The sequence below is a fragment of the Nocardia sichangensis genome, assembly GCF_047200615.1.
GTDB lineage: Bacteria > Actinomycetota > Actinomycetes > Mycobacteriales > Mycobacteriaceae > Nocardia > Nocardia sichangensis.
This window is the reverse complement of sequence record NZ_JBJZOK010000015.1, coordinates 100,836-125,824: the sequence shown is the minus strand read 5'-3', so window position 1 is coordinate 125,824 and position 24,989 is coordinate 100,836. Positions and strand designations below refer to the sequence as shown.

Sequence of the window (24,989 nt, the reverse complement as noted above, 5' to 3'; positions counted from 1 at the left end):
CTTCCGGCGCCTGCCGACGGCGCGGACGACCCGAATTCGCGTGCTGCGGGAAGAACGTCTGCTAGGAGAACCCGACGGCTTGCTGTCCCCAGGCGGTGTGCAGGTCGCGGTCGGGGTCGTCGACCACGCGATCGACGCCGTCGATGAGCAGTGTGGCGCGGTCGCCCAGGCGATACGGCCGCCAGTGTTTGGAGCCGTCGAGCGCGGCGGGGACGCCGTGCGCGGCGAAGGCCAGCCAGCGGCGCATCACGCGCCCGGAGACCTCCATGGCCGCTTTGCGGCCGCCGAGCCAGAAGGTCGGATCGAGGTTCAGTGTCCCGAAATTGCCGAAGACGTAAGGCAATTCGGTGGCGTGACCGGCGCCGACGCGGGCGGCCCTCAGCATCGGGGTCGCGTAGTCGAAGCGGTACATCCACGTGGGCGAGTGCTCGGCGTGACCGTCGGCCACCCAGTGCGCAGGCATCCGGAACGCCGCGTCGGTGGACATCGCCAGCGCCCCGCGCGCCTTGTTCAGGTCCGGGTAGGCCGAGGTGATCTCGGCGATGCGCTCCGCGGACATCTCCGGGTGGCTCGCCGCGACGTCGCGCAGCATCGCGTTCACTGCGTCCGGCGTCACCGGCATGATCGGCGAGCGCAGCAGCCGGAACAGCGACGCCTCGTCCTTGTTGGTGCCGATGATCAACGGCACCCGGTGCGACTGTCCGCGCTGGAACCGGTCGATCGGGTAGGTCGGCAGCAGATCGCCGTCGACCACGGGCGCGGCCGCAAGTCGGCCCGGCTCCTTCAGCGGTATCTCGTCGAGCAGGACCCCCGCCGCCGCCACGATCCGCTCGATCGGGCAGTCCAGCAGCTCTTCGGCCCTGGTCGCGGGCAGCTCGATCAGCTCGAGGAACCGCTGCGCCACCGTCGCGGCCCGTTCCTGCCCGAACACCGTCGTAGCGGGCGGGCTCTGCGCGATCGCCCGGTGGAACAGCCCGGCGGCGCGGGGGGCGGTCAGCAGTGCGGTGACGCAACCCGCGCCGGAGGACTCGCCGAAGAGCGTGACGTTGCGGGGATCGCCGCCGAACGCGGCGATGTTGTCGCGTACCCACTCCAGTGCGGCGATCTGGTCGCGCAGGCCGAGGTTCGGCGCGAAGTCGTCGCCGAGCGAGGACAGGTCGAGGAAGCCGAGCGCACCGAGCCGATAGTTGACCCCGACGACCACGACGTCACCGGCCGCGGCCAGCTTGCGCCCGTCGTAGATCTGCTGCGCGGCGGTGCCCAGGCAGTACGCGCCGCCGTGCAGCCAGACCAGCACCGGGCGCGGCTCGGTGTCCGGGCCACGGGTGGGATCGCCCGTCTCCGGCCGCGGTGACCAGACGTTGAGCCACAGACAGTCCTCGCCCATGGCCAGGCCGGAGTCGACGGGGACCATGGTGCCCATCGTCTGCGGCGCGATCTGCCCGAAAGCGGTGCAGTCGCGCACACCGTCCCAAGGCTGCGGGGCCCGTGGCGGAGCGAATCTGGCCGGACCGGTGGGAGCCGCCGCGTAGGGGATGCTGCGCCAGACCGACACCGGCCCTTCGCGCACACCACGCACGTCGCCGTAGGCCGTTCGCGCGATGGGCTCGGCCGAACCGTCGGGACCGGGCACCGCCTCGGAGAACTGAGCGCGCATCGCAGACCTCCTCATACTTCTTTTTCGAGAGTACGTCGAAGATCAGTACGAGAGCGTCGCGATGCCGTGACATTGCCGCGTCGACTCCCATTCATCCGCTGTTCAGGCCCCTGGCCGGCGCCGCGGTGTCGAATCGGTCACGCGAGCGCAGGCACCCACCGCCACCTGGGGATAGCCAGGAGAATGCTCCTGCTGTCACGGTGGCGCGGGATCAGGTCGCGGCCTCCGATTCCCGGTCACCGACCGACGCCGTGTCGTCGCCGACGTACGCGGCCCACAAGCGGCGATACGGCCCGTCCTCGCCGAGCAGTTGCGCGTGCGTGCCGGTCTGCAACAGCCGCCCCTCGCCCACCACCGCGATGAGATCCGCGTCCGCGGCGGTGGCGAGCCGGTGCGCGACCACGATGGTCGTGCGCCCGGCGGTGAGCACGTCCACCGCGGCCCGCACCCTGGCCTCGGTCGCCAGATCCAGCGAGGCGGTGGCCTCGTCCAGGATCAGGATGTCCGGCTCGACGAGCTGGGCCCGCGCGAGCGCGAGCAGCTGGCGCTGGCCCGCCGACATGCTGCGTCCGTGGTCGCCGGTGGGCTGGTAGTACCCGTGCTCCAGCGCGGCGATCATCTCGTGCGCGCCGACTGCCCGCGCCGCCCACTCGATGTCGGCGGGCGTGGCCTCCGGCTTGCCGTAGGCGATGGCCGCGCGCACGGTGTCGCCGAACAGGAACGGTTCCTGCGGGACCACGCCGAGCCGCTTGCGATACTCGCGCAAGCGATAGTCGCGCACGTCGACGCCGTCGACCAGCACCGCGCCCTCGGTCGGGTCGTAGAACCTGGCCAGCAGCTTCACCAGCGTCGACTTGCCCGCGCCCGTCTCGCCGACCAGCGCCACCTTCTGTCCCGGCTCGATGCGCAGATCGATGCCGGAGAGCACCGGCTCGGCGCGGGTCTCGTAGGTGAATCCGACTCCGCGCAACTCGATCGCACCGTTCAGGCGGGTCACCGGACGCGCGTCGGCGGCGTCCGGGGTGGCGACCGGCGTGCGCAGCAGTTCGCCGAGCCGATCGACGCCGACCACGGCCTGCTGGTAGCTGTCGAAGACCTGGGACAGCTGCTGGATCGGCGCGAACAGCAGATCCACGTAGAGCAGGAAGGCGATGAGCGTGCCCGCGGTGAGCACGGCCTCGCGCACCTGGTGCACGCCCACCGCGAGCACCGCAGCCGTGGCCACCACGGACATGAACTCGATGAACGGGAAGAACACGGCCATCAGGATCTGGCTGCGCAGGCGCGCGTCGCGATAGTCCCAGGACCGTCGCTCGAACTCGGCCCGGTTGCGCTCCTCGCGCCGGTAGGCCTGGGTGACCTTGATGTTGTCGACGTTCTCCTGCAGGTAGGCGTTGACGATGCTGACCCGCTCGCGTGCGAGGTTGTAGGCGGGCACCGACGCGCGCCGGAACGCCGCCGTCGAGATCACCAGCAGCGGGAGCAGCGCGAGTACCACCAGCGCCAGCCGCGCGTCGATGACCAGCAGTGCGATCACCACGCCCGCGATGGTCACCGTGCTGGTGAGCGCGGTGGCCAGGCCGGTTTGCAGGAACGCGGAGAGCCCGTCGACGTCGGTGGTCATCCTGGTCATGATCCGGCCGCCGAGTTCGCGCTCGTAGTACTGCAAGCCGAGCCGTTGCAACTGCGCGAAGGTCTTCACTCGCAGGCCGTACAGCAGCCGTTCGCCCGCGCGACCGGTGACCCGCACCTGCGCGACGCTGATCGCCCAGTCCACCGCGACCACGAGCAGCGCGAGCGCCGCCGCGACCAGCAGCACGTCGCGCGCGCCGGCCAGGACCCCGTGGTCGATGCCGTAACGCACCAGGAAGGGAATCAGTACCTGCGCCAGGGCGTCGAGCCCCACCAGACCGAGCCCGGCCAGCAACGGCGCCGCGAACGGCCGCAGCAGCCGCGGCAGCGAGAACTCCGGATCCGGTGTGTGCGAGAAGGATTCGGAGACCTCCGGTTCGCCGGTCAGCGCGGGAAGGCGGTCGATCAGCTCCTGCACGTCACCGCTGGGCGGCGCGGCGGCGAGCATCCCCGGCCCCGCCGCCCGGCCCGCTCCGGCAGGAGCACCGGCGGCACGCTGGGAGAACGCCTTCGCCACCTGCTCCAGGGTGCGTGCGCCGTCATCATCGTCCCCGGCGGGCTCGACCCACAGCGGGGAGGTCGGCGCCTCGGGCCGAGCGAGCCCGGCGTCCACGCCGATTCCCGTCACCTCCGGCGGGGTGAACAGCGCGCGGAACAACTCGCCGGAGTGTTGCAGATCGCGCAGCGTGCCCAGTTCCGCCACCCGTCCGTCGTCGAGCACGGCCACCCGGTCGGCGAGCGCCAGGGTGGACAGGCGATGCGCGACGACGATGGTGGTACGCCCGCGCACCTCGGCCGCGATCCTGGCGTAGATCTGTTCCTCGACCTGCGCGTCGATGGCCGAGGTGGCGTCGTCGAGAACCAGGATGGGCGCGTCGGTGAGCAGCGCGCGGGCCAGCGCGATGCGCTGCCGCTGCCCGCCGGACAGCCGCTGCCCGCGCTCGCCGATCCTGGTATCCAGACCCTCGGGCAGCGTCTGCACGAACCCGTCGGCCGCGGCGAGATACAAAGCGTGCCAGACCTCTTCGTCCGTGGCCGCCGGACGTCCATATGCCACGTTGGCCCGGATGCTGTCGGCCATCAGGTGGGTGTCCTCGAACACCATCGCCACTTGGTCGCGGGCGTCGGACAGGTAGCGGATGTCGACGCCGTCGAACAGGACGGCCCCGGCGTCCGGGTCGACCAGACGCGGAAGCAATTGCACCAGTATCGATTTGCCGCTGCCCGCACCGCCCGCGATCGCCATGGTCTCGCCCGGCTCGACGGTCAGTTCCAGCCCGTCGAGCACCCGGGTGCGGTCGAAACCGAAACCGACGCCGCGGAACTCGACGCGCGGGGGCGTACTGCCGCGCACCGTCTCGACCTGGGGACGTTCCACCGGCGTCGGCGCCTCGATCACCTCGCGCACCCGGTCCAGCGACGCCTTGCCCTGCTGGCTGACCGTCAGCAGCATGGCGAACTGCCGGATCGGGCTGACGAACGAGCCGAGATAGGTCATGAACGCCAAGAAGGTGCCCAGCGTGATGGACTGCGACAGCGCCAGCAGCCCGCCCGCGATCAGGATCAGCGCCTGTCCCGCCGCGGGCACGGCCTGCATCGCCGGGGTGAACCGGCTGGTGATGCGCGCGACGCGCAGCCGGGAGCGGTACAGCTCCCGTGCCTTGGCGGCCAATCCGTCGAGTTCGTGCCGTTCCTGGCCGAACCCCTTCACCACTCGCACCCCGGCGACCGCGGCCTCCACCCGCATCGCCACCTCGGCGGCGCGGGCCTGCGCGTCCCAGTTGGCCGGGAAGAGTTTGCGCTGGCTGCGCCGGGTGATGATCCACAAGGCGGGAACCACGAGCAGCGCGATCACGGTCAGGGCGGGCGACATCAGGGTCATCAGGGTCAGCGCACCGGCGAGCAGCACCACATTGCCCGCCACCATGGGAATGAGCTGCACGAACATCTGGATCAGCGTGACGTCGGTGATCGCCCGGCTGACCACCTGACCGGTCCGCAGGTCCGCCTGCTCGCGGCCGTCCAGCCGCAGCAGCGCGGCGAAGAGGTCCCGGCGCAGATCGTGCTGCACACCCAGCGACAGCTGGGACGACGCCACCCGGCGCGTGAACGACGACCCGAATCGCGCCGCGCCGACGACCAGCAGCAGCGCCGCCCACGGCGCCACCGACGCCGCGGTGGTGGTGAGCGTGTCCACCACGTGCCGCACGATGAGGGGCAGCACCGCCGTCAGCAGCGCCGCCGCGAGCGCACCGGCGCCCGCGGCCACGACCAGGCGGCGGTGCTCGAGACAGCGGCGCGTCAGGTACCGGATCCATCCCGGCTGGGACGGATCCGGTTGAACCGAGCTCATCGGGCGACCACGAGCGCGTCCGCGGTGTCGTACTGGTTGGCCGGCCGGTCCAGGCCGTAGTGTCCACGCAGGGTGGTCTCGGTGTACTCGGTGCGGAACAGCCCGCGCTGCTGCAGGATCGGCACCACCTGGTCGACGAAGCGCTCCAGTCCCGAGGGCAGCACGGCAGGCATGATGTTGAACCCGTCGGCGGCGCCCTCCCGGAACCAGTGCTCGATGGTGTCGGCCACCTGTTCGGGCGTGCCCGCGAAGGTGCGGTGCCCGCGGCCGCCGCCGAGCCGCCCGATCAGCTGACGCAGCGTGAGTCGTTCGCGCCGGGCGAGGTTCACGATGAGCGTGAACCGGCTCTTGGCGCCCTGGATCTCGTCCTCGGTGGGCAGATCCTCCGGCAGTTCGCTGTCCAGGTCGAGTTGCTCGATCGGGAGTTTGAAGTGCGCGGCCAGCTGGCGGCGCGCGTACTCCGGCGAGATCAGGCGCTCGAGTTCGGCGTCGAGTTCGCGTGCCTGTTCCTCGGTGTCGCCGATGACGGGGACGATGCCGGGCAGGATCTTGATCGTCTCCGGGTCACGGCCCAGCGCGACCGCGCGCTGCTTGAGATCGGTGTAGAACGCCTTGCCGTCCTCGAGCGTCTGCTGCGCGGTGAACACCGCTTCCGCGTAGCGGGCGGCGAAGTTCTTGCCGTCCTCCGAGGAGCCGGCCTGCACCAGCACCGGGTAGCCCTGCGGCGAGCGCGGCACGTTCAACGGACCGTCGACCTTGAAGAACTCGCCGTGGTGGCCGATCTTGCGAACCTTGCTCGCGTCGGTGTGGATGCCGAGGCCCTTGTCCGCGACGATCGCGTCGTCGTCCCAGCTGTCCCACAGCTTGGTGGCCACGTCGACGAACTCGGCGGCTTTCTCGTAACGCAGCTGGTGGTCCGGGGTGTCGTCCAGACCGAAGTTGCGCGCGGCGTCGGCGCCCGCGGTGGTGACGATGTTCCAGCCGACCCGGCCGTTGCTCACCCAGTCCACCGAGGAGAACCGGCGTGCCAGGTTGTAGGGATCGTTGTAGCTGGTGGACGCGGTGGCGATCAGGCCGATCCGGCTGGTCTGCACGGCCACCGCGGTGAGGATCACGGTCGGCTCCAGCTTGCCGCTCGGCCTGCGGCCGGGATCGCCCATCAGCACCGGGCTGTCGGCAAAGAAGATCGAGTCCAGCTTGCCGCGCTCGGCGGTGCGGGCCAGCTCGACGTAGTAGTTGATGTCGGTGTGCGCGTACGGATCGCTTTCCGGCAGCCGCCAGGCCGCCTCGTGGTGTCCCACCGACATCAGGAAGGCGTTGAGATGCAGTTGTTTACCGGACATGGTCGGGTCCTTTCAGACAGCGGCCGGGGCGACGCCCAGCGAAGCGAGCAATGCGCGACGGACGCGCTGGAATTCGGGCAGACTCGGGTCGCGCTCGGCGGGCAGGTCCACCGGCACGTCGACCGTGATGCGCCCCTCGTCGAGCACGAGCACCCGGTCGGCGAGCGCGATGGCCTCGTCCACGTCGTGGGTGACCAGCAGCACGGTCGGGCGGCGGCGCCGGATCAGCTGCCGCAGCAGCTCGTGCATCTTGATCCTGGTCAGCGCGTCCAGCGCGCCGAAGGGTTCGTCGGCCAGCAGCAGGTCCGGCTCGCCCACCAGGGAGCGGGCCAGCGAAACCCGTTGCTGCTCGCCGCCGGAGAGCTGGTTGGGCCACGCCCGTTCGCGTCCGGCGAGACCGACCTCGGTGAGTACCCGCACCGCCGCGGCCTTGCGCGAGCGCGGCTGGCCGTAGAGCACGTTGGCCAGAACCCGTTGCCATGGCAGCAGGCGGGAGTCCTGGAACACCACCGACGTCTTGGCGGGCACCCGCAGCGTGCCCGACCCGGCGACGTCGTAGTCGAGTCCGGCCAGCGCGCGCAGCAGCGTGCTCTTGCCCGACCCGCTGCGGCCGAGCAGGGCGACGAACTGCCCGGCCGGGATCGTCAGCGTGATGCCGTCCAGCACCTTGCGTTCACCGAAACCGCGCGTCAGTCCGCGGACCTGTACGCCTACCCCGCGATCGTCCGTCGCCACGACAGCACCTTCCGCTCGACCAGCCGGATAACACCGTCGGACAACAGTCCGAACGTGCCGTAGACCGCGAGGCCCACCAGGATCACGTCGGCCTGGCCGTAGTTCTGGGCGTTCTGCATCATCTTCCCCAACCCGTCGATGGCGTTGACGGATTCGACGACGATCAGCGCCAGCCACGCGCCGGTCACCGAGAGTCGCAGGCCGAGGAAGAAGCCGGGCAGCGAACCGGGTACCACGACCTTCCTGATGAACGTGGCCCGCGAAACCCGCTGCACCTCCGACAGTTCCACCAGCCGCTGATCGATGGTGGTGAGCGAGGCGTGCGTCTGGATGTACATGGTGATCACCACGCCGAGGGTGATCAGCACGATCTTGAACGATTCGCCGATGCCGAGCCAGAGGATCATCAGCGGAATCAGGCCGAGGCTTGGGATCGCCCGCTTCACTTGGATCGGGCCGTCCACCAGCGACTCACCGAATCGGGACAGGCCCGCGATCAGGGCGAGCGTCGTGCCGACCAGCACGCCGATGCCGAGGCCGATGCCCGCGCGCTGCAGCGAGGCGGATACGTTCGCCGCCAGCGAACCGTTGACGAGCAGGTCCCAGCCCGTTTCCAGCACGGTCCACGGCGCCGACAGCTTGCGTTCGTCGAGCCAGCCGAAGTGCGCGCCTGCCGCCCAGAGGCCGAGCACTACTAGGACGCCGAGCATCCGGGCGAACGGAACGGACTTGCGTAACCCGAGCCTGCGCAATTGCCTGCGTTCGACGAATCCGTCGGTCCGTGACGGCGGCGCCGCTACGGTGCGAGTCAGTGCGATGGTCATGGCGACTCCTGTGTTGTGCGGGCGCTCGAGCGGTTCACCGGGTGTCCTGGGTGCGGTAGTTCGCGGTCACCGCCTCGGCGGCGACTCGTTCGAAGCGGCGGTCGAAAAGTTCGTTCGCGTCGAACCGCTTGCCGAAATAGCCCGAACCGGTGAGCAAGTCGACGGTGCCCTGCTCCCATGCGATCGCTTTGTCCCAATTGTCCGGGAAATAGGGGCGCGGTGTCGTATCCAGAATTCGCCTGCCGTCCGCCGCGGAGACTTCCTGGTCTTTCACGTAGTAAGAGGAGATCCATTGTTCCTGGTGCTCCCAGGCCCAGACATCGCCGCGCGCCCAGAACTCGACGAATTGCCGGACGGCCGCGAGTTTGGCCGAGTCGCGCAGGACCGCGGTCGGCGCCCACAGCACGGTCAGCGCGTCCACCGCGGGCGTGGCCACCGCCGTGGCGCCTTGCCCGCGGTATTTGTCCAGGTATTTGGTCAGCGTCGGCTCCCCCAGCGGGGCGACGTCGATCTGCTTGCCCTGCAACGCGGTAAGGAACTGCGGGCTGTTGAGTTCCACCAGTTGCACTTCGTTCAGGCCGATGCCCGCGGCGCGCAGGGTGCGCAGCACCACCACGCCCTGGGCCTGACCAGGCGAGAAGCCGATCTTCTTGCCGCGCAATTCCTGGATCGAGTTGACGGTCACGCCGGGCGCGGTGGCCAGCTGATAGTTCGGGATGTCACGGACTTTGACGCCGACGATCTTGGCGTCGAGACCGGTCGCGTGGGCGTGGATGGGCGGGATGCCCGCGTTCGTCGCGATATCCACCGAACCGCCACGGAAGGCTTGGATGACGTCGGGGCCCGCGGAGACGGCGGGCCAGGCCGACACGGTGAACGGCAGCTTGCCGATCTCACCGGAGGTTTCCAGCGCGACGCGGGTGGTGTTGACCGCCACCGACAACGAGGTGCCTGCCGGAACGGTGGTCGGCAGCGCGGATTTCAGATCGGTGTCGCCGCCCTCATCGGTGGCGCACGAGACGGCGAGCAGAGCGGTGGCGGAGGTGACGAGTGCTAATCGCCGGAGAGAATTGCGCACGGTGATTTCCTGGGTCGAATCCGGTGTTCTCGGGAATATCTCGCTCCCGGACAACACCGCAGTTGCGATCCGGTCCCGGCAATGGCTCGGTGCATTTCTTTCATGAAAGAACTTTCCCGAATAACCGTGCCGCACGTCAATATTCGTTCTACTTAAAATAAGTCGGAGTCAAACAGCAGCCTCCAGCGCGCGCAGCGGAGTGTGGAACAGGCTGTGCAGCACCACCGCCCCCGCGGACATCTCCAGGACTCGCCCCTCGAACGACGAACCGACCACCAGTTCGGCCGGGTCGGTACACAACAGCGAATGTTCGCGTACTGCCGCGAGATACGCCTCCCACACGCCGCCGACGCGACGGCCGCGGTCGACCACTACCACCGATTCGGGATCGAGCAGATCGATCAGCGCCGCGACGACCCGGCCGAGCACGCGGGCGCGCTCCAGGAACAGCCCGCGCACGGGCGCGCCTTCGGCCGCCACCGCCACCAATTCGGGCATGGTCGACGCCACGCCGCAGCGCTCGAGCAGCGCATGATCGGAGTAGTAGTCGTCGAGCGAGGAACCCCCCTGCGGGCCCGCGCTCTTTCCCGCGCCCAGGCCGAGCAGCGACTCGATCGATCCGGCTCCAGACCGCGGCCCGTAGTGCACCTGCCCGTGCACCGCGATGGCCACATCGATCACGTTGCCGACGAACAGCACCACCGAGCTCGCCGTCGCGCCCATGCGGCCGAACAGCTGCTCGGCGTGCATCAGCGCTCTGGTGTGACTGTCGAGCTGGGTCGGCAATCCGGTGCGCGCGGCGAGATACTCCCGCACCGGGACGTCACGCCAGCGCAGGAAGGAATGGTCCACCACCGACCCCGCCGTTCGGTCGACCCGGCCGCCGGTAGCCACGCCCAGACCCACGATCCGCAGGCCGTCGGACTCGTCGCGGACCCGGCACACCTCGGCGGCGGCGGTGGCCAGGATGTCGTACGGGGCGTGCGTGCGGTGCGGCACCTTCGTGGTTTGCCGGAGCGTGCCGCCGATGTCCACCACGGCGACGGTGGTGTGGGTGGCCGCGATGTGCACCGCTATGGCCACGTTGTCGGCGGTGTCGAGCGCCAGCGGGCTATGCGGTCGGCCGATCCCGGACGCGCCCGCGGTCTCGGGCAGCTCGACGATCAACCCCGCCTCCAGCAGCGCGCGAGTTTGCCACGTCACCGTGGCGGGTGAGATTCCCGCGTGTCTGGCGATCGAACTGCGCGGAGCCGGACCCAGCTCGAGCAACGCTCGAAGTACCGCTCCCGCGCTGCCGTCCGCCATCGCCGTCACCTCTTCATCGCCGCGCTGCCCAGCCACGCTACGGACGCGGCCCGCGGCTGCGAAGCATTTGGCGCAGGCCGATCCGAACACACCGGCGGCACAGGCCCTAAACTGAGCGGATGCCGAGTTACAGCTATCGGTGCCGCAGCTGCGGTGACACGTTCGAGGTGACCCGTCCGATGGCGGAGTCGGCCGCGCCGGCGACCTGCCCGATCGGCCACGACGACACGGTCAAGTTGCTGACCACCTTCGCCACCGTCTCCCGAGGCGGCGCGAGCGCGCCCGCACCAACCCCGGCGGCGCCCCCTGCGGGCGGCGGCTGCTGCGGTGGCGGCTGCTGCGGCTGAGTTCCCGGCGCGGTCTCACTCGCGCCGGTCGGCATGACCGAGGTCGCGCTCGGGTGCGACCCGGTCGCGCACCCGCTGCTTCAGCACCGTGATGTCGGGAAATCCGCCGTCGGCCTTGCGCTCCCAGATCTGTTCGCCGTCCACGGTGATCCGGAAGACCCCGCCCGAACCAGGCAGCAGCGCGACTTCGTCCAAGTCGGTGGCGAAGGTGCTGAGCAATTCCTGCGCCATCCAGCTCGCCCGCAGCAGCCAGCGGCATTGGGTGCAGTACTCGATCGCGACGCGTGCCATGCCCGCTGACGCTACCGCTCAGTCGTCGTGCGTGCCGTCCAGGTAGACCCAGGCGCCGCCGGATCGGGCGAACCGGCTGGTCTCGTGCAGTGCGCCGCGACCGCCCGCGTCGCGGTAGTGCGCGACGAACTCCACCGTGCCGGTGTCGTCGAACAGTCCACCTCGATCGGTCCGGGTGATTTCCAGGAACAACCAGCGCTGGGCGGGATCGAGGGTCAAGGCGGCCGGGCAAGTGCGCGGATGCCACGAACGCAGCAGATAGTCGACATCGCCCACCGCGAACGCGGTGTAGCGCGACCGCATCAGGGCTTCGGCGGTGGGAGCGGGACGCTCGCCGCTCAACACCGGACCGCAGCAGTCCTCGAATGCCTCGCCACGCCCACACGGGCAGCGCCGTGCCTTGTTCATTCCGCGCCCTTCCGACCTGTGTCAGGAATCCCGGCGCGCCCGCACCGCCGCCAGGTCCTCGGCCAAGGCTACGGTCTGCTCCCGCCAGCGCCGCAGATCGGTGACGCTCGGCGCGAGTTCGTAGTCGTGATGGTGCGCGGCGCGCGACAACGCCGCCCAGAGCACGGCCACGCGCGCCGCCACGTCCGGTCCCGCGAAGGCGCGCAGCGCGATGAGCTGTGCCCGCATCGGACAGCGGACCAGCGGGGGCGCCAGCCGCAGCCACAGTTCGTCGACGGCCTGCTCCAGAGCGATCCGCAGAATCCAGGCCGTCGCGCGGGACCACAGCCCGCCCGCGGCGGTCACCGATCCGGCGAGCAACAGATCCACGGTTTCCAGCCGCTCGGCGACCGACGGCCGATTCGCGCGCGAGCGTTGCGCGCCGTTGTTCGGCCCACGCTGCCCGTGCCTGGCCGCGCGTCCGCCGCCCGCGGGTCCACGACGTGCGCCGACCGGCCGACGCCGACCGCTCATCGGCGCCTCACCTGGCCAGCCACGCGACGAACTTCTCGGTCTCACCGATCAGCTCACGCATATCGCGCCCGATCGGCACGTGCGCGCCCGCCGTGGCGTCGCGCAATGCGTCCACCACCCACCGTCCTTCGCGGGCGATGAGGTTCTTGTTCAAGTCGTCGACCTTGCTGCCGACCCCGAAGACCGCGAGCGCCACCTTCGCCCGGGTCGAATGCGCGGCATCGATGTGGCGTTCCACTTCCGCGTGATCCATGCCCGCGGCGAGCAGGGTGCGCCGCGCCCTGGCCAGACTGGCCGCCTCCACCGCGGAACGGCAGCACGTGGCCACCAGTTCGTCGGCGATCGCCGCGGGCAACTGCGGGGTGCGCACCAATGCGCGGGCGTCGTCCAGATAGCGGCGAATCGGGTCGCTGGACACCCGCACCTCGACCACCGAGCGGTCGCGGCGCTGCACTTCCAGCACGGTCGCGTCGAGCTGCATCCGCCGCACCGCCTCGGCGAGGCGCTCGTCGTGGGTGAAGACCACCACCTGCCTGGTCCAGGCGACCGTGGCGAGTACTTGGGCCAGGCCGTCCACCTTGGCCGGGTCCATCGCCTGCACCGGGTCGTCGATCATGACGAAGCGGAACGGGCTCTGCTCCACCGTGGCGCGCGGCAGGAACAGCGAGAGACCGAGCGCGTGCAGCTCACCCTGGCTCATCACGCCAAGCGCGGCGCCGTCCACCTCGTCGACGGTCACGTCGAGCAGCACGCGGCGCGCGGTGCCCGCGTTGCCCTGCAAACGGATAGCGCCCAGTTCGACGTTGCTCTGCTGCCGCAGCGTGCGCCACACCCACCGGGCCGTCGTCTCCAGCGGCGTCATGCGCTCGCCGCGCAGACCCGCGGTGGCCGACTTCAGCCAGTCCTCGGCCTTCTTCACGGTGCGCAGTTCCGCGGCGTGCGCGGCCACCTCGCGCGCGCCCTCCAGCCAGGCCACGATCCGTGGCACCAGCGGCGTCCACACCTCGTCCAAGCGGTCGAGTTCCTTGCGGGTGCCCTTCTGCAACAGGTCGAGTTCGTCGACCAGTCGCGCGTGGGCGGCGCGCAGCCGGGCGGGCAGGTCCGGGGCGTATTCGGTGTTGGTCAGCGCGGCCCATTCGGCCCAGGCCTCGCGCACCGCCGTGGTGTCGACCGACGGCGGGTTGCGCGGATCGAAATCCAATTCGGCGGGAACGAGGTCGGGAAGCGCCCGAGCGGCCCGCACCGCGTTGCCGAGTTCGATCCGCGCGGTCGTGAGCGCGTCGACTCGGGCGGTCAGCCGCTCGATGGCAGCATCGGTCTCGCGCGCCCACGCGTCGTCGAGTGCGCCTCGGCCGCACACAGGGCACGGACACGGCCCGCTCGCGGCATGGTGTTCCCGCGCCTTGCGCAGCAGTTCCAGCAGGCGCAGATCGGCTTCGGCGTCGGCGGTGGCTCCCGCGGCCAGCGCCGCGCCCCATTCCTCGAGCCGGGTGGCCACCGCCTCTACTTCGGCGTCTTCGGGCAGCGCCAGCCGCACGATGGCGCGCAGGCCGTCCGGTCCGGTCGGGTCGTCCACCGCGCCGAGCACTTCCCGGCCCACCGCGGCGAGATCCGGTTGGGCGGGCCGCAGTAGCCCGGCGACCCGGACCGCGCGGTCGTCGGCCACCGACGCGAGCAGCTCCAGCAGTTCCAGGCGTTCCTGACGCGAATCCCGCACGGCGCGTTCCAGCTCCAGGCGGCGCATCCTGATCCGTTCCTGCGCCAGGGTGAGTTCGTCGAGACCGAGCAGCTGGTGCAGCGCGTCGAACAGGTCGCTCGGTTTCCCGTCCACCAGCGCGCCGAGTTCGCTGTAGGACAGGAAGGGGCGGTAGAGCTCGAGCTGGGCCGCCCACCGGTCGGTGTCGAATCCCGTCGGCGGCGCGGGCGGATACCGCTGGGTCCAGTGCGCGTCCGGCAGGTCCGCGTCGGCCGCCCATTCCTTGGCGATGGTGAGGCGCGGCGCGGCGCCGGCGGTGAGCAACTCCAGCTCGATGCGGGCGGCCGTGCCGTCGTGCAGGTTGCGCCAGCCCTCCCGCCACGCCGCCGAGCGACCGTCCCACCGGCGGTTCCCTCCGGTCATCGCCAACTCCGCGGCCTCGGCGAAACTGGATTTGCCGCTGCCGTTGCGGCCGACCACGAGCGTGAGGCCGGGCCCGGGCGGCAGTTGCAGCGTCGTCTCGGGGCCGATACCCCGGAAACCGCACACCCGGATGGCGCTGAGGAAGATCCCGGAGTGATCGAATGCCGTTGACGCGTCCTCTGTTTCGGCGGCGCCGATGGCGCGCAACACGGTCCGCGCTACCGACGGCGTGACCGCGGGATCCTCGGCCAGGCGTCTCGTCACCACCTCCGACAGCCGGGGCGGCGCGTCCGTGGAACCGGCGGCGTCGACAGCGTCGGGATCCAGGCGCATGCGAAAAACCCCTCCACCATCGAGCCGCAACACGTCCTCCGACCCCGTGCACGGCGCCTTGTCGAAGCTGTGCGGAACGCTACCCGATCACGCCGGAATCGCCCACCGCGCCCGAGCGAATCTGCCCGCGGGGATGGATATATGGTCATCGAAACGCCTGCGCCATGTCTCGATGTCCACCCCTCGCGCCAACCCCGGCGGGCAGCCTCGATGGTGTCTACACCCGGTCCGGGTGGCTCGGTCGAGCCGAACAGGACAGAATGCCAGAGCGCACCGATCGGCGCAAGATTCGTTCGAAAGACGAATACGGCACCGGGACAAGCGGTTCCGAGGGCAGCGCGGCGCCGGCGGCGGTACTTGTCGGTGCGCTGGGGTAGAAATCCGGTCAACCGAGCAATGAAGGAAGGCGATGAGGCAGCAGCGAGCCGGAGCGAGCCGATGACGACGCAGTGGACCGAAGCCCAGGTCACGGCGTTGGCGCCGGATGCGAATTCGCTCTCGGCGGCCCGCAAGCTGGTGGGTCGCTGGCGCGAGTGCGGGCAGCACGGCCCGGCGCTGTGGGGCCGGTGCCAGGGCAGCGGCGCCACGCCCTATCAGACGATCGTCGACCTGTCCGGTCCGGCGTACCGGTGCTCGTGCCCGAGCCGCAAGTTTCCTTGTAAACACGCGCTGTCGTTGTTGCTGCGCTGGTCCGCGGGCGAGGTCGCCGTCGCACCGGAGACCGCGGACTACGCGACGGCGTGGATCGGCGGCCGTACGGCGCGGGCCGCCGCGACCGCGGAGCGGCCCCGCACCCCGAATCCGGCCACCGCCGAACAGCGCCGGGTGCGGGTGACGGCGGGGCTGGAGGAACTCGACGTCTGGCTCGGTGATCAGGTACGCACCGGGCTCGCGCAGGCCGATCGCTCGTATCGCGCCTTCGAGGCCGTGGCCGCCAGGATGGTCGACGCGCAGGCCCCCGGCCTCGCCTCCGCTCTGCGCAGGCTCCCGGCCGCCGTGGCCACCAGAACCGACTGGCCCGACGTGGTGCTGCGCGAGTACGCGCGGATGCACCTGTTGATCGCCGCGCACCGGCAGCTCGACGCGGTATCACCCGCGCTGCGCGCCAGCATCCGCACCCATGTCGGCTACCCCAATCCGGCCGAGGCGGTGCGCGCCGAAGCTCCGGTGCGTGATCGGTGGATGGTGTTCGGCTCGCGGATCACCGAGGACGAGCGCCTCTACACCCGGCGCACCTGGCTGTACGGGCGGCAGAGCAGGCGCTGGGCGCTGGTGGTCGACCATTCCTTCGGCTCCCCCGGCTTCCCCGCCGACGTTCCCGCGCTGGGTCGACTGGCCGACGCGGAGTTGCATTTCTACCCGGGCGCCGCGCCGCTGCGCGCGCTGTGGGGCGAGCGGCACGGCACGGTCGAACCGTTCACCACGTTGCCCGCCGACGCGAACCACCCCGCCACCATCGCCGCCGCGCTCGCCGCGCACGCGTCCGCGCTCGGCGCCGATCCGTGGCTGCGCTCGTGGCCGATGCTGCTGGCCGATGTGATACCCACCCGCACCGAAGAGGGCTGGTACCTCACCGAATCCGGCGGCAGCGCGCTGCCGATCCGGCCGGGCGAACAACCGTGGACGCTGCTGGCCGTCTCGGGCGGTCATCCGGTGACGGTGGCCGGCGAGTGGAGCGCCGACGGATGGGAGCCGATTTCGGTGTTCACCGCGGGGGAGGTGATCGATCTGGCACCCACGGAGACCTTCGTGCCCGACGCGACTCCGCCCGCGGGGCCGACCGGGAGTGCCGACCTCACCTCCGTCGCGCTGCTCGGCACCGCGCGCCGCGCCCCGGATCTCGCCGCACTCGCGCCCGCGATCGCACGCGCGGCCGACCGGTTGCCCCATGATCCCGCGTTGCGACTGCTCGAAACAGCCGCGCTACAAGACCTTTTCACTCGGGGTGGGGTCGTGCCCGCCACTGCCGCGGCACCGGAACCCGCGGCGGACGATCCCCGTCCGTCGCTGCCGCGCCCTGCTGCCGTGCGCCTGGCACGCATGCTGCGGGAACGCTCGGCATTCCTGCCCGAATGGTTCGACGCGGCGCGGCCGCACGATTACCGGGCGCCGGTCGTGCTGTGCGAGCAACTGCTCGAGCACGCGAAGATCAATGCCGGTTTGCGCGAGCCGCTGCTACGCCTCGCGGGCACACGCGGCAGCTGGCTGGCGGCCCGGCATCCGGATCGGCGCGACTTGGTGCGGCTGCCCGTCGAACGGTCCACCGACACTTGGCTGTTCGGTCGACCACCCGAGCGGCGCGACTGGCTCGCCGACCTCCGGCGCGGCGACGCGGGCGCCGCCAGGGCGGAGCTCACCGCGGCGTGGCCGAAGGAATCCGGGCCGCTGAAGGCCGAACTGCTGGCCGTGCTCGCCGACGGGCTCGGCCCGGACGACGAGCCCCTGCTGGAAACGGCGCTGGACGACCGGCGCGCCGACGTGCGCCGCACCGCCGCCGGACTGCTCGCACTACTGCCGGAATCGGCGTTCTCGCAGCGGATGCGCGCCCGAGCGAGCGCGTGGATCCGCGCCGAGCACCGAATGCTGCACACGAACGTGGTTCTCACGCTGCCCGACCGGCCCGACGCCGCCGCGCAGCGCGACGGGATCACCGACCGCACCATCGAATTCGCCTACCGCTGGAACGGCGCCCCCGACGTGTCCGCGGCCCGGCTCCGGCAGGTGGTCGCCGCGACGCCGCTGGCGCACTGGACCGGTGTGCTCGGCACACCGCAACAGGCGGTGCGCGCCACGATCGAAGACCGGTTCCGGCAGCCCATCTTCGACGGCTGGGTGGACGCCGCACTGGCTCAACACGATTCGACGTGGGCGCGGGCATTGTTCGAGGCGGGCGTGCCCACCGATCTGGCGATGCTGCGCAGACGGGAGCTGTTCGCGCTGCTACCGCTGCCGGATCGGACCGCGCACCTGGTGCGGCTGGACGGCTCCTGGCTGTCGGAGATCGAGGCGCTGCTGCCCGCGATGGGCCATCCGTGGCCGGAAGCGCTGGCCCAACACGTGGTGCTGCTGCTGTTCGAGCGGGCGCGGGCGGCGGCGCGGCGCCCCGAGACGCACGGCGCGTCACCGAACGCGCACCGCTCGCTGCTCGCCGCGGCCTCGGTCCACCTCCCCGTCGCCGCCGCCGCCGCACTGTCCGCCGTGGCCCGCAAATGCGACGATCCCGCCTGGCAGCGGGCCTTCGACCAGCTCGCCCATGACCTCAACAACCGCTCGATGATGCTCGAGGAGTTGCGATGACCACCACCGACCCGACGCCGGATCTGCTGCGCCCCCATGCCGAACAGGCGTACGCCGACGAGCTGCGCGCCCTCGCCGCCGCCGACGACCGGCCCCGCCCGCCGTCGTGGCGGCTGTCGCCCTGGGCGGTGGTCACCTACCTGCTCGGCGGCACCCTGCCCGACGGCACCGTGATCACCCCGAAGTACGTCGGCCCGCGCAGGCTCATGGAGGTCGCGGTCGCGACGCTGGCCACCGACCGCGCACTGCTGCTGCTCGGGGTGCCGGGCACCGCCAAGACCTGGGTGTCCGAGCATCTCTCCGCCGCCATCAGCGGTGCGTCGACGCTGTTGGTGCAGGGCACCTCGGGCACCGCCGAGGAGGTGATCCGCTACGGCTGGAACTACGCGCGGTTGCTCGCCGAGGGACCGAGCGATGCGGCGCTGGTGCCGTCGCCGGTGCTCACGGCCATGCGGACGGGCTCCATCGCCCGCATAGAAGAGCTCACCCGCATCCCGTCGGACGTGCAGGACGCGCTGATCACCGTCTTGTCCGAGAAGACGCTGCCGGTGCCCGAACTGCGCACGGAAGTGCAGGCCGCGAAGGGCTTCAACGTGATCGCCACCGCCAACGATCGCGACCGCGGGGTGAACGAGTTGTCCTCCGCGTTGCGCCGCCGGTTCAACACAGTCGTGCTGCCGCTGCCCGCGAGCGAGGACGAGGAGGTCGCCATCGTCAGCAGGCGGGTCGAGCAGCTCGGCTCCGCGCTGGAACTGCCGACCGTGCCCGCGGCGGCCGAAGAGGTGCGGCGGGTGGTGCGGGTCTTCCGCGAGCTGCGCTCCGGCAGTACGGCCGACGGCCGGACCAAGCTCAAGTCGCCGTCCGGAACACTGTCCACGGCCGAGGCGATCTCGGTGATCACCAACGGAATCGCGCTCTCGGCGCACTTCGGCGACGGCGTGCTGCGCGCCTCCGACATCGCGGGCGCGGTGCTCGGGTCGGTGATCAAGGACCCGGTGGCCGACGCGGTGGTGTGGACGGAGTACTTGGAGGCCGTGGTCCGCGAGCGACCGGATTGGGCGGATTTCTACCGCGCCTGCCGCGAGGTCACCGGGTGACCTCCGGTGTCGAAACCGCCCCTGTGACCAGGGTATTCGGCATCCGCCACCATGGTCCCGGCTCGGCGCGCTCGCTGCGGATGGCCCTGGCGGATTTCCGGCCCGACATGATCCTCATCGAGGGGCCCGCGGACGCCGATCCGCTGGTGGGCTTCGTCGCCGCCGAAGGGATGGCCCCTCCGGTCGCGCTGCTGGCGTACGTGCCCGACGCCCCCGCCACGGCCGCGTTCTGGCCGTACGCTGTGTTCTCCCCCGAGTGGCAGGCGCTGCGGTACGCCACGGACAACGCGGTGCCCGTACGGTTTTGCGATCTGCCCGCGAGCGTCACGCTCGCGACCGAGGACGAGCCCGGCGACCGGTTCGATCCGCTCGCCGCGCTCGCCGAAGCGGGCGGCTACGACGACGCCGAACGCTGGTGGGACGCCGTCGTCGAAACCGTGCCGGACGCGGACGCGTTCGACGCGATCACCGAGGCGATGGGCGCGCTGCGGGAAGGCGCCGAGCGCGACGCCACGCATGGCGACCCGACGTCGGCCGCGCAAGACGACCCGGCGCGCCAGGGGCCTGCGGGCACCGAACCGGCTGATGACCGACCGACCGCCGAATCGGGACGCGATCGAATGGCCTCCACGTCGGAGTTGGATTCGGTCGCGGAGGCAGTAGCCGAATCGGCCCTCGTGCCGGAACCACCGCCCGAACCACTCGTGGTCGACGCCCACACCCTCCGGCGCGAGGCTTATATGCGCCAGACGATGCGCAAGGCCCTCAAAGACGGTGCGATGCGGCTGGCGGTGGTGTGCGGGGCGTGGCACGCGCCCGCGCTCGCAGGCGCGCTCGGTCCCGCCGCGCCGGACGCACGGATGCTCAAGGGCCTTCCGAAGATCAAAACCAGGCTCACCTGGGTGCCGTGGACGCATTCGCGGCTGTCCACGACCTCCGGCTACGGCGCGGGCGTCACCTCGCCGGGCTGGTACCACCACCTGTTCACCGCCACCGAGCGGCCGATCGCCCGCTGGCTGACCAAGGTCGCCGGTGTGCTGCGCGCCCACGATCTGCCCGTCTCCAGCGCCCACGTCATCGAGGCCGTCCGGCTCGCCGACACCCTCGCCGCGCTGCGCGGTCGCCCGCTCCCCGGTCTGTCGGAGGTGACCGAGGCCACCCGGTCGGTGCTGTGCGGCGGCGACGAGACGATGCTGCGGTTGGTGATCGGCGAACTCGTCGTCGGCGAGGCGCTCGGGGCCGTTCCGGAGCAGACGCCGACCGTGCCGCTGGACGCGGACCTGCGCGCCACCATCCGGTCGCTGCGGATGAAGCAGGAGCCCTCGATCCGCACCGTCGACCTGGATCTGCGTAAGGATCGCGAGGTGCGGCGGTCGCGCCTGCTACACCGGCTGCGGGTGCTCGACATCGAGTGGGGCACGCTCACCACCAGCGACGTGCGCAGCACGGGCACCTTCCGGGAAACCTGGATGCTGCGATGGCAGCCCGAGTACGCGATCTCCATCATCGAGGCCTCTCGCTGGGGCACCACCATCCGCGCCGCGGCGGAGGCGAAGATTCTCGACACCGCCAGCCGCGCCGACCGCTCGGTCGGCGAATTGACCGCCGCGCTGGAAGTCGCGCTGCTGGCCGACCTGGGCGGCGCCACCGACGGATTGATCGCCCGGCTGGAATCCACCGCGGCGCTCGACCACGACGTCACCCACCTGCTGGCCGCGCTGCCCGGCCTGATCCGCACACTGCGTTACGGCGACGTGCGCGGCACCGACACCAAAGCGCTGGCCCACGTGGCCGATGGGTTGCTGGTGCGTATCTGCGCCGGCCTGCCTGCGGCGGTCACCGGATTGGACACTGACGCCGCCACCGATCTGCGCGGTCTGCTGGACGCGGCGCACACCGCCATCCATACCAGGGACGACGGCTGGGCCACCGGTGAGTGGCTCGCCGCATTGCGCCGGGTCGCCGACCGCGACGACGTACACGGCGCGCTGGTCGGTCGTGCGGTCCGTTTGCTCGCCGACGCGGGTCGCATCGATGACGCCGAATCCGCGCGCAGACTGTCCGCCGCCCTCTCGGTGGGCGCCACCGCCGCGGCCAAGGCGGCGTGGATAGACGGATTCCTCGGCGGTCGCGGCCTGCTGCTGGTGCACGATCGGGAGTTGTTGCGGCTCATCGACGACTGGCTGCGCGGACTCGGCGACGACACGTTCGTCGAGACGCTGCCGCTGCTGCGCCGTACCTTCGGCGCGTTCGAATCGGGTGAACGCCGCGCGATCGGGCAGGCGGTCCGCGACGGCGGAGCGGTATCACCGGCGGCGGCCGTCGCGGGCATCGACGCCGATCGAGCCACGACCGCGGTGCGCACCGCGGCGGAGATCCTGGGGGTTACGGTATGAGCGGTCGGACCCGGAGACGGCAGCGGCGCGTAACCACACCGGGCCCCGCTCACGCCGCAATCGGACACCGCGAGCGGTGCGGCCGGAAACGACACGCCATGACCACGCAGCGCCCCGCTGATGCCGAAAACCGGCACAGCATGAGCGGCCGGACCCGAAAGCGGCAACGCACCACGCGCAGAACTCCACTGATGCCGAAATCGGGCACAGCACGAGGCTCCGTAGCGGAAGCACAGCGCAATCACGCAGGATCACGGCCCCTGCCGAAAACCCACACAGCATCAGCGGCCGGACCCGAAAGCAGCAACGCACCACGACCACACAGGCCCACTGACGCCGGAACCGGACGCAGTATGAGTGACAAGGCAGCGGGGCGAGGCCGCACCGGCGCTCTCGCCCGTACCGAGGAGGACAAGCCGTGACCGACGAAGCACAGTCTCGGCGTTGGCGATTGGTGCTCGGCGCGGCCGCGGAGGAAGGACTGGGCGGGCTGGGCTCCGGCGCCGACGCGGCGATGGACCGGGCGCTGTCGGCGCTGTACAACACCGATGAGGAGACCTCGCCCGGCAAGCGCACCGGTGGTTTGCAGGGCTCGGCGCCGCGCGTGGCCCGCTGGCTCGGCGATATCCGCAGCTACTTCCCGGCCTCCGTCGTCGAGGTCATGCAACGCGACGCCGTGGAGCGGCTCGATCTCACCCAATTGCTGCTGGAGCCGGAACTGCTCGATGCGGTGGAACCGGACGTGCACCTGGTCGGCACCCTGCTGAGCTTGAACCGGGTGATGCCCGAGACCACCAAGGCCACCGCGCGCATGGTGGTGGAGAAGGTGGTGCGGGAGATCGAGCAGCGCATCGCGGCGCAGACCGTCGCCGCGGTGTCCGGTGCGCTGAACCGCGCCGCCCGGGTCACCCGGCCGAAATTGCGGGATATCGACTGGGACCGCACCATTCGCAAGAACCTAGCCACCTACCTGCCCGAGCATCGCACCGTGGTGCCCGAACGCCTGGTCGGCTACGGCCGCAAGGCTCAGGCGGTCCGGCGGGACGTGGTGCTGGCCATCGACCAGTCCGGTTCGATGGCCGCCAGCGTCGTGTACGCGTCGGTGTTCGGCGCGGTGCTCGCCTCGATGCGGTCGCTGCGCACCTCGCTGGTGGTCTTCGACACCGAGATCGTCGACCTCACCGACAAACTCGACGACCCGGTAGAGGTGCTGTTCGGCACCCAACTGGGCGGCGGCACCGACATCAACCGGGCCCTCGCCTACTGCCAGTCCCTGGTCACCCGCCCGGCCGATACGTTGTTCGTCCTGATCTCCGACCTCTATGAGGGCGGCATCCGCGACGAGATGCTGCGCCGCGTCCGCTCGCTACAGGATTCCGGCGTACAGGTCGTCGTGCTGCTCGCCCTCTCCGACGACGGCGCCCCCGCCTTCGACCACGACAACGCCGCAGCCCTCGCCGCACTGGGCATCCCGGCCTTCGCCTGCACCCCCGACAAATTCCCGGAACTCTTGGCACTGGCCCTCGACCGCGGCGACGTCCAGTCCTGGGCCCACGCCAACGCCGCCCAGCACTGACGCGAGTCCCTCCGGGTCTGCCACGCGGGACTACTTGTGGTCCCCAAAGTGGTTGTCCCGCAGGGGCAAGCAGGTCAACTCAGTGGGGCCATCCATGGGACTGCGTTGTGGGCAAAGCTCTGCTTGACCGGCACCAGGTCGGAGTGATCGTCCAAGGCGGTGATCGTGACCCCCACCAAGCCTGCTTCATCACCTTTGGAGGCGACCGACGAACCACACTTCGGGCAGAATCCTCGGCAGATCTGCGGGAACGTCTCGAACCAGGTCGGTTCCCCGCCCGGTCCGGTCCACGCGAATCCCTCCTCCGGGAAAGACACCCAGGACATCACCGGGGCGCCTGAAAGCCGCTGGCAGTGCTCACATGAGCACAGGTGAGGGAAGTCCGGGTCGCCGGCCGCGGAGAACCGGATATTGCCGCAGAGACAGCCGCCGTTCACATCGCTCCTTCCTTTTGACACCATGTCGTTTCATCCGATGCCGCGCGTTGTCGGCCAACGGCGCCCGGCGCTCGGCGAGGCCTTCACCGTCGCATCGAGCGGGCACGCCCACTGTGTCACACAATCGACTGCGAGTCCGCTTGCATGGTGCGGAGAAGCTCCGTGAGGTACGGCAGGTTGAGAGGTTGGAGCATGGGGGTGGAGGCGGCCGGGTCGGCGCAACGACGCGCGGTCGAACATGTTGCGGCGTCGGCTTCGGGGCGCCCATTGGATCCGCGTTTGCGGATGACGATGAACTTCCACCCCGACCGCATGGTGGCTGGGCGTCTGATTCTGGACAAGATGGCTGACGACGGCGTCTATCTGTCGCAGTTCGCGACCGGAACCAGCAATGGAGGCCTGACCGCCCACCCCGGCGGCGACCGATGGCGCTGGGAAAGCCGTATCTTCGCCGGCGCCTACGACCACGCTCCGGCCACCGAGCGTCCGGTCTATGGTGCCTTGAACTTCCGTGACGATCCGCGCGGCGGTGCGGCGCGGTTCGGTTCGTCGTTTTTCCGGCTGACCGCCGACACGCTAGCACGGGCGACGTTCTGCTATCCCGACAGCTCCACCGAACCCACCGATTTCGCTGTCGCTGATCGGTTTTCGCTCATCGCGCTGGCCAAGACCGACGACCTCGACGCTCTCGACGGCCACATCGAGGCACACATCCATGGCCCGGTCCGGTTCGACCGGGATGTGGAGGCATTGGTGCTGGATCCCAGCTATCGCGGTACGCCGGTGCACGAGGCCGCAAACCGGCTCGGATGCCGGGTCGAGTGGCATCCCGGCTTCCTGCTCGGTGTGGACCGATTGCGCTGTCACCCCAATTTCCGCGGGGCACGGTACGTCGAGCTGGGAACCGAGATCGCGGTCGGCGGCCGGCTCGATCCCCGGATCATCGGTGACGCCGCCCGCACCGGTCGTTACGATCCGCAAGACCTCAAGAAGGTGTGGCACTATCTGGCCCGATTCGGCGCGACTGAACCAAGCCCGCCACGGTAGCCCCGAATTGGTGCCGAGAACACCACCGACCGTGGCGGACGGCCAGGCGCGATGGCTCTTGGCGGTGCCGTTTCCGCCCGAAGTCACCCAACGGATGGTCAGTGCCCCTGAGCAAAATGCCACCGCGTGGGTCGACGGTTCGCCGTCAGAGCTCGAGCCGATCGTTACGTCGCCGACCCACGTCGCCTGGCCGGGAAGCGC

Annotated in this window: 18 protein-coding genes; 6 read left to right on the top strand and 12 right to left on the bottom strand. The window is 70.4% G+C overall.

Annotated elements, in window-relative coordinates:
• Positions 1 to 61: 61 nt before the first annotated feature.
• From ACL03I_RS21520 to ACL03I_RS21490, 7 genes are all read right to left on the bottom strand, one after another.
• Positions 62 to 1,657 carry a carboxylesterase/lipase family protein gene (locus ACL03I_RS21520; protein WP_412806832.1) on the bottom strand — a complete coding sequence of 532 codons (1,596 nt, stop codon included), beginning with the start codon at positions 1,655 to 1,657 and terminating at the stop codon, positions 62 to 64.
• 211 nt (positions 1,658 to 1,868) lie between these two features.
• Positions 1,869 to 5,642, bottom strand: a complete 3,774-nt coding sequence (locus ACL03I_RS21515; RefSeq protein WP_412806831.1) for an ABC transporter ATP-binding protein — start codon at positions 5,640 to 5,642, stop codon at positions 1,869 to 1,871.
• A complete protein-coding gene (locus ACL03I_RS21510; protein WP_355077185.1) occupies positions 5,639 to 6,985 on the bottom strand; it encodes an LLM class flavin-dependent oxidoreductase in 1,347 nt (448 codons plus the stop codon). The genes ACL03I_RS21515 and ACL03I_RS21510 overlap by 4 nt, the downstream gene beginning before the upstream one ends.
• 12 nt (positions 6,986 to 6,997) lie before the next feature.
• A complete protein-coding gene (locus ACL03I_RS21505; RefSeq protein ID WP_412806830.1) occupies positions 6,998 to 7,720 on the bottom strand; it encodes an ABC transporter ATP-binding protein in 723 nt (240 codons plus the stop codon).
• Positions 7,696 to 8,544 carry an ABC transporter permease gene (locus tag ACL03I_RS21500; protein WP_355077189.1) on the bottom strand — a complete coding sequence of 283 codons (849 nt, stop codon included), beginning with the start codon at positions 8,542 to 8,544 and terminating at the stop codon, positions 7,696 to 7,698. Before ACL03I_RS21500 ends, ACL03I_RS21505 begins: the two co-directional genes overlap by 25 nt.
• Positions 8,545 to 8,578: 34 nt before the next feature.
• The gene (locus ACL03I_RS21495) at positions 8,579 to 9,622 is read right to left on the bottom strand and encodes an ABC transporter substrate-binding protein (RefSeq protein ID WP_412806829.1); all 1,044 of its coding nucleotides are present in this window, start codon (positions 9,620 to 9,622) and stop codon (positions 8,579 to 8,581) included.
• Positions 9,623 to 9,790: 168 nt separating this feature from the next.
• On the bottom strand, positions 9,791 to 10,927 hold the full coding sequence (locus tag ACL03I_RS21490) for an ROK family transcriptional regulator (RefSeq protein ID WP_364432543.1): 1,137 nt from the start codon (positions 10,925 to 10,927) through the stop codon (positions 9,791 to 9,793).
• Between the two features lie 119 nt (positions 10,928 to 11,046).
• On the opposite strand from ACL03I_RS21490, the gene ACL03I_RS21485 reads away from it, so the two are divergent.
• A complete protein-coding gene (locus tag ACL03I_RS21485) occupies positions 11,047 to 11,274 on the top strand; it encodes an FmdB family zinc ribbon protein (RefSeq protein ID WP_355077194.1) in 228 nt (75 codons plus the stop codon).
• Between the two features lie 15 nt (positions 11,275 to 11,289).
• Here the strand turns inward: ACL03I_RS21485 and ACL03I_RS21480 are convergent, their stop codons facing one another.
• From ACL03I_RS21480 to ACL03I_RS21465, 4 genes are read right to left on the bottom strand one after another with little or no spacing between them, the layout of a single operon-like run.
• Positions 11,290 to 11,565 carry an Rdx family protein gene (locus tag ACL03I_RS21480; RefSeq protein WP_355077196.1) on the bottom strand — a complete coding sequence of 92 codons (276 nt, stop codon included), beginning with the start codon at positions 11,563 to 11,565 and terminating at the stop codon, positions 11,290 to 11,292.
• Positions 11,566 to 11,583: 18 nt separating this feature from the next.
• Positions 11,584 to 11,973 (bottom strand): YchJ family protein, encoded by a 390-nt coding sequence (locus ACL03I_RS21475; RefSeq protein WP_412806828.1) that lies wholly within the window; start codon positions 11,971 to 11,973, stop codon positions 11,584 to 11,586.
• A 21-nt stretch (positions 11,974 to 11,994) separates the two neighbouring features.
• A complete protein-coding gene (locus ACL03I_RS21470; protein WP_355077200.1) occupies positions 11,995 to 12,486 on the bottom strand; it encodes a hypothetical protein in 492 nt (163 codons plus the stop codon).
• A gap of 7 nt (positions 12,487 to 12,493) precedes the next feature.
• Positions 12,494 to 14,938: an AAA family ATPase gene (locus tag ACL03I_RS21465; RefSeq protein WP_379254889.1), complete on the bottom strand. Its 2,445-nt coding sequence runs from the start codon at positions 14,936 to 14,938 to the stop codon at positions 12,494 to 12,496.
• A gap of 438 nt (positions 14,939 to 15,376) precedes the next feature.
• Between ACL03I_RS21465 and ACL03I_RS21460 the strand changes: the two genes are divergently transcribed.
• The 4 genes from ACL03I_RS21460 to ACL03I_RS21445 all read left to right on the top strand — a co-directional run bounded on the left by ACL03I_RS21460 (position 15,377) and on the right by ACL03I_RS21445 (position 23,304).
• Positions 15,377 to 18,235 carry an SWIM zinc finger family protein gene (locus ACL03I_RS21460; protein WP_412806827.1) on the top strand — a complete coding sequence of 953 codons (2,859 nt, stop codon included), beginning with the start codon at positions 15,377 to 15,379 and terminating at the stop codon, positions 18,233 to 18,235.
• Positions 18,232 to 19,332, top strand: a complete 1,101-nt coding sequence (locus ACL03I_RS21455) for an ATP-binding protein (RefSeq protein ID WP_412806826.1) — start codon at positions 18,232 to 18,234, stop codon at positions 19,330 to 19,332. The genes ACL03I_RS21460 and ACL03I_RS21455 overlap by 4 nt, the downstream gene beginning before the upstream one ends.
• Entirely contained in the window at positions 19,311 to 21,728 is a 2,418-nt protein-coding gene (locus ACL03I_RS21450) for a DUF5682 family protein (RefSeq protein WP_412806846.1), read from the top strand. Before ACL03I_RS21455 ends, ACL03I_RS21450 begins: the two co-directional genes overlap by 22 nt.
• A gap of 418 nt (positions 21,729 to 22,146) precedes the next feature.
• Positions 22,147 to 23,304 (top strand): VWA domain-containing protein, encoded by a 1,158-nt coding sequence (locus tag ACL03I_RS21445; RefSeq protein WP_412806825.1) that lies wholly within the window; start codon positions 22,147 to 22,149, stop codon positions 23,302 to 23,304.
• A gap of 74 nt (positions 23,305 to 23,378) precedes the next feature.
• On the opposite strand, the gene ACL03I_RS21440 is transcribed toward ACL03I_RS21445, so the two are convergent.
• Positions 23,379 to 23,765: a GFA family protein gene (locus ACL03I_RS21440; protein WP_412806824.1), complete on the bottom strand. Its 387-nt coding sequence runs from the start codon at positions 23,763 to 23,765 to the stop codon at positions 23,379 to 23,381.
• A gap of 261 nt (positions 23,766 to 24,026) precedes the next feature.
• On the opposite strand from ACL03I_RS21440, the gene ACL03I_RS21435 reads away from it, so the two are divergent.
• Entirely contained in the window at positions 24,027 to 24,788 is a 762-nt protein-coding gene (locus ACL03I_RS21435) for a DUF3626 domain-containing protein (RefSeq protein WP_412806823.1), read from the top strand.
• Positions 24,789 to 24,989 lie beyond the last annotated feature (201 nt).